Raw genomic sequence first — 3,705 nt, 5'->3', positions numbered from 1 at the left:
CTGTGGGCCCGCGGCGGTCAGACCAGTTTCCGGCGCCGACCATTCCGATCACACCCGTGGCCAGCGGGCCCGCGAACGCCAGCGCATACAGGCGCTCCCCGGCGAGATCGGCGCTGACCACGGGCATCACGGTGGCGACGGCGAGCGATTCGAAGGCACCGAGGAACACCAACGCGCACGCCCCGATCGTGATCCAGAGGTAGCGCCTGCTCATGATCCCCTGCGCGGCCGGAGGAATGCTCGTCTCGCCCGTTCGTGCTGTCATTCCTCCGACGGTAAGACCTCAACTATGGTTGAGGTCAAGTCTCTCTCGGAGGTTCACGATGCCCCAGCTCGACGGCGATAAGAACCGCCCACTCACGATCGGCGAGCTTTCCAGCCGCAGCGGCGTCGCGGCATCCGCTCTGCACTTCTATGAGCGAAACGGGCTCATCGACTCTGAGCGCACGTCCGGAAACCAGCGGCGCTATCGTCGCGACACTCTGCGTCGCGTCGCTTTCATCCGCGTCTCGCAACGCGTCGGCATCCCACTCAAAGACATCCGGTCGGCTCTTGATTCGTTGCCGGAGGGGCGAACGCCGACCAAACGCGACTGGGCTCGGCTGTCTCAGCGCTGGCGCGACGAGCTCGACGCGCGCATTCGGCAACTCGAGCACCTGCGCGGTGACCTGGACGGATGCATCGGCTGCGGCTGCCTCAGCCTGAAATCATGCGCCTTGCAAAACCCCGCCGACGTGCTCGGGCAGGAGGGGTCGGGGCCGGTTCGCTGGCTCACGGGGCGCGCATAACTCAGCAAGAATCGCCGGGTCGGGGCCCGTTCGGCTCCGACCCGATCGATTCTCGACGTTCTTTGCGGAGTTATGCACAGCAGCGCGCCGCACCGCGACGGCGAGCGGTCAGGCAGGTCAGTGCGCGAGCAGGATGCAGGTCGGTGCCGGCGCCGAGGCACGATGCCGGATGCTGCGCGGCACACCCGTGCGCTGGTCGAGGTCGATCACACTGATCTCGTTCGAGAGCTGCCCGGCGACCAGCAGCGCCCCGTCGTGCACGAGATGGTGCCGCGGCCAGTTCACACCGGAGTCGGCGAGCGCGAGAGGCTCGATCGTCTCGCCGCCGCCGCGCACCCGCAGCGCCGCGATCGTGTTGCTGCCGCGGATGCCCGCGTACAGCGTCTCACCGTCGCGCGAACGCGACAGCTCAGCGGGGTTGTCGACTCCGAGCTGCACGGCGGGAGAAACCGGGGTTGCCCCGACGATCGCCCACTGCCCGTCGGGGCGCGGCGCGAGCGTGAATACCTCGCATGAGTACTCGGTGACGACGTGCAGATGTCCGCTCGGGTGCACGACCATGTGCCGCGGGCCCACGCCGAACGGCAGGACGACGGTGTGATCGGCGACGAGTCCTGAAGCGCCGGGCCGCCAGATACGCACGAGGTCGAAGCCGAGATCGGTGGTCGCGAGGCGGCCGTCGGGGAGGAACGCTGCGGCGTGTGCATGCGAGGCACGATCGACGGATGCCGCGGCGCCCGCGCCGTCGACGGGCTCAGAGCTCGGGAACAGAGCAGGCTCAGAGCTCGGGAACAGAGCAGGCTCAGAGCTCGGGAACAGAGCAGGCTCAGGACTCGGGAGCCGAGCGGGCTCAGCGCTCGCGTACGGATCGACGGCGGCGTCAGCGACCGTCGGTGCGCGCAGGCCGCCGTCGGTATCGAGTCCGATGCGCACGACCCGGCCGTCGCCGTAGCAGCTCGCGATCAGATATGGACCGTTCGGAGCGACCGCCACGTGGCACACGAACTCGCCCGCCTCGACCGGTTCGCCCAGCGGAGCCAGCGCGCGCTCGCCGCTTCGCCGAAACGCCTGCACGGTGCCGGAGCTCTCCAACGCGGCGTAGATGACATCGAGCGACGGATGCTGCGCCAGCCACGAGGGCGACACCGCGGAGGCGACCGCTCCGTGATAAGCGAGCGAGACCGGTTCGCGCCCCTCGTCTCCTTCGAGCAGGCCGATGCCGGTGGCGTCCCCCGTCATATCGGGACCGTAGCCGCCGAGCCAGAACCGGGTCATCAGTCCACGAGATCGTGGCGAACGATCACCTGGTCGCGGGCGGGCCCGACGCCGATGACCGAGATGCGCGTGTTGCTCATCTTCTCGAGCGTGAGCACGTAGTCTTTGGCGTTCTGCGGCAGATCGTCGAAGGTGCGGGCGGTGGAGATGTCTTCGGTCCAGCCCGGGAAGTACTCGTAGATCGGCTTCGCGTGGTGAAAATCGGTCTGGTTGACGGGTACGTCATCGAAGCGGGTGCCGTCGACGTCGTACGCGACGCAAACCGGGATCTGCTCGACACCCGTGAGCACGTCGAGCTTGGTGAGCACGAGGTCGGTGATGCCGTTGATTCGGGTCGCGTAGCGCGTGATGGGGGCGTCATACCAGCCGACGCGGCGGTCGCGCCCCGTCGTCGTGCCGAACTCGGCTCCGGTCTCGCGCAGCCAGTCACCGGTCTCATCGAACAGTTCGGTCGGGAACGGGCCGGCGCCGACACGCGTCGTGTATGCCTTGACGATGCCGACGATGCGATCCAGCGAACTCGGCCCGACCCCCGACCCGGATGCCGCACCCGCCGCCGTCGCGGTCGACGACGTCACGAACGGGTAGGTGCCGTGGTCGATGTCGAGCATCGTGGCCTGGCCGCCTTCGAAGACGACGACCTCTCTGCGATCGAGCGCCTCTGCGATGAGGTGCCCGGTGTCGGCGACCATCGGCCGCAGCCGTTCGGTGTACGACAGCAGATCGTCGACGATCTCGTCGACGGTGATGGCTCGGCGGTTGAAGATCTTCACCAGCAGCTGGTTCTTCTGGTCGAGGGCGCCCTCGACCTTCTGGCGCAGGATGTTCTCGTCGAACAGGTCTTGCACGCGGATGCCGACGCGGTGGATCTTGTCGGCATAGGCGGGCCCGATGCCGCGACCGGTCGTGCCGATCTGACGCTTTCCGAGGAAGCGCTCGGTGACCTTGTCGAGTGTGCGGTGGTACTGCGTGATGATGTGTGCGTTGGCGCTCACGCGCAGCCGCGACACATCAATGCCGCGCGCGGTGAGAGCGTCGAGCTCTTCGAAGAGAACCTCGGGATCGACGACGACGCCGTTGCCGATCACCGGGTGGACACCGGGCGAGAGGATGCCACTGGGAAGCAGGTGCAGTGCATACTTCTCGTCGCCGATCACGGCGCAGGGCACGCGACGGCGACGGCTCGTTATCAGGCACGCCCTCACCCTACCGATCACCCCGCCACGGTCAACGGCGGGCTCCGGACGACAGCAAGGCAGCGAACAGAAGAGGGCGCGTCAGACCCCTTCGGTAAGATGGAACGGCCCGTTCGGGCCAGCTCATCTGCCGGTGCAACTCCGGCGAGAAGCACTACCCAGGGGGTTACCCATGCCAGGAATCGTTATCGTCGGCGTCCAGTGGGGCGACGAAGGTAAAGGCAAAGCGACCGATCTGCTCGGCGAACGCACCGACTGGGTGGTGAAGTTCAACGGCGGCAACAACGCCGGGCACACCGTCGTGATCGGCGATGAGAAGTATGCCCTGCACCTGCTGCCCAGCGGCATCCTCTCGCCCGGTGTCCACCCGGTGATCGGCAACGGCGTCGTGGTCGATCCCGAGGTCCTCTTCGAAGAACTCGACGCTCTCACCGCCCGCGGCATCG

3 protein-coding genes and 2 pseudogenes are annotated in these 3,705 nt (G+C 67.3%); 2 read left to right on the top strand and 3 right to left on the bottom strand.

Translation table 11 applies throughout. The features are described from left to right. Positions 1-265: pseudogene (locus Q1J95_RS15145) on the bottom strand (MFS transporter); the annotation flags it as partial. Between the two features lie 58 nt (positions 266-323). Here Q1J95_RS15145 and soxR point away from each other — a divergent pair. Then, the gene (gene soxR, locus Q1J95_RS15140) at positions 324-788 is read left to right on the top strand and encodes a redox-sensitive transcriptional activator SoxR (RefSeq protein WP_300269140.1); all 465 of its coding nucleotides are present in this window, start codon (positions 324-326) and stop codon (positions 786-788) included. A 117-nt stretch (positions 789-905) separates the two neighbouring features. On the opposite strand, the gene Q1J95_RS15135 is transcribed toward soxR, so the two are convergent. Then, on the bottom strand, positions 906-2,063 hold the full coding sequence (locus Q1J95_RS15135) for a beta-propeller fold lactonase family protein (protein ID WP_300269138.1): 1,158 nt from the start codon (positions 2,061-2,063) through the stop codon (positions 906-908). Beyond that, positions 2,063-3,220: pseudogene (locus tag Q1J95_RS15130) on the bottom strand (adenylosuccinate synthase); the annotation flags it as partial. The gene Q1J95_RS15135 and the pseudogene Q1J95_RS15130, both read right to left, overlap by 1 nt. Positions 3,221-3,431: 211 nt before the next feature. Between Q1J95_RS15130 and Q1J95_RS15125 the strand changes: the two are divergent. After that, the coding region (locus Q1J95_RS15125; RefSeq protein ID WP_300269133.1) for an adenylosuccinate synthetase at positions 3,432-3,705 on the top strand (274 nt) is incomplete at its 3' end.

The sequence above is a fragment of the Microbacterium sp. genome, from assembly GCF_029263575.1.
GTDB lineage: Bacteria > Actinomycetota > Actinomycetes > Actinomycetales > Microbacteriaceae > Microbacterium.
The sequence above is the reverse complement of the archived record's forward strand: the minus strand, read 5'-3'. Positions and strand labels throughout refer to the sequence as shown.